Raw genomic sequence first — 1,044 nt, forward strand, 5'->3', positions numbered from 1 at the left:
AGGCGACCACCCGGTCGCAGTGCATCAACAGCTCGCACCCCCCGCCCAGGGCCATGCCGTCCACCGCCGCCACCACCGGGACGAAGGAGTACCGCATGGCCAGCATGGCTTGCTGGAACTCCTCCAGGAAGCGGTCGATCCGCCCACCGTCGCCGGATTTCATGATCGGCAGGAACTGTTTGAGATCGGCGCCCAGGCTGAAGGGCGCGCGCGCCTGCCAGATCACCATGGCGCGGTAGTCGCGCTCGGCGATGGCCACGGACTCGCGCAACCCCTCCAGCACCTCTTGTCCGATCACGTGCTGCTTGCTCTTGAAGCTCAGCACCGCCACCCCGTCGTCGCCCTCCCACAGGCGGACGCCGTCGTTCTCGTAGAGGGTCCCGCCCGGCTCCGGCGCCGGCTCTCCGTAGAGCCGCTCCGGCATCCGCTGCCTGGCATAGACCGGCAGGCTGGAGCGCGGCTTGAAGGTATCCGCCGAGGCGGAATAGGAGCCCCGTGGGCCATGCACGCCGGCGATACGCCCGGTCCAGTCGGGCAGCGCGGCCGGGGCCATGGTCCGGCCCTCGGCGATCTCCTCCCGCAGCCAGCCGTTGACCCGTTCCCAGCCGATCCGCTGCCAGGTCTCGAACGGTCCCTCGCGCCAGCCGTAACCCCAGCGCATGGCCTGATCCACTTCGCGCGCGGTATCGGCGATCCCGGCCAGCAGGAAGGCCGCGTAGTGGAACACGTCCCGGTGGCAGGCCCACAACAGGTGCGCCTGGGGGTGTCCGCTCCGGCGCAGGGCGGCGAAGCGCTCGCCGACATCCCCGATCGCCAGCAGGGCCTGGACCTCCTCGTCCACCCGGGGCTCGCTGGGGCGGTACTCGCCGCGGGCCGGATCGAACACGAGGATGTCGCGCCCCTCCTTGCGGTAGATGCCGGCACGGGTCTTCTGACCCAGGGCCCCCTGCTCCACCAGCCCCCCCAGCCATCCGGGCAGGCGGTAATACTCGCGCCAGGGATCGTCCCGGAGCGCCTTGGCGGAGCCCTCGACGATCAGCGCCA

General features: G+C 70.9%; 1 protein-coding gene. It reads right to left on the reverse strand.

Annotation, left to right across the window (positions count from 1 at the left end):
• On the reverse strand, window positions 1-1,044 hold a 1,044-nt coding region (locus Q9Q40_14435; GenBank protein ID MDQ7008416.1), incomplete at both ends, for an enoyl-CoA hydratase-related protein.

This window comes from Acidobacteriota bacterium, assembly GCA_030949985.1.
In the GTDB taxonomy this organism is placed as follows: Bacteria; Acidobacteriota; Polarisedimenticolia; order J045; family J045; genus JALTMS01.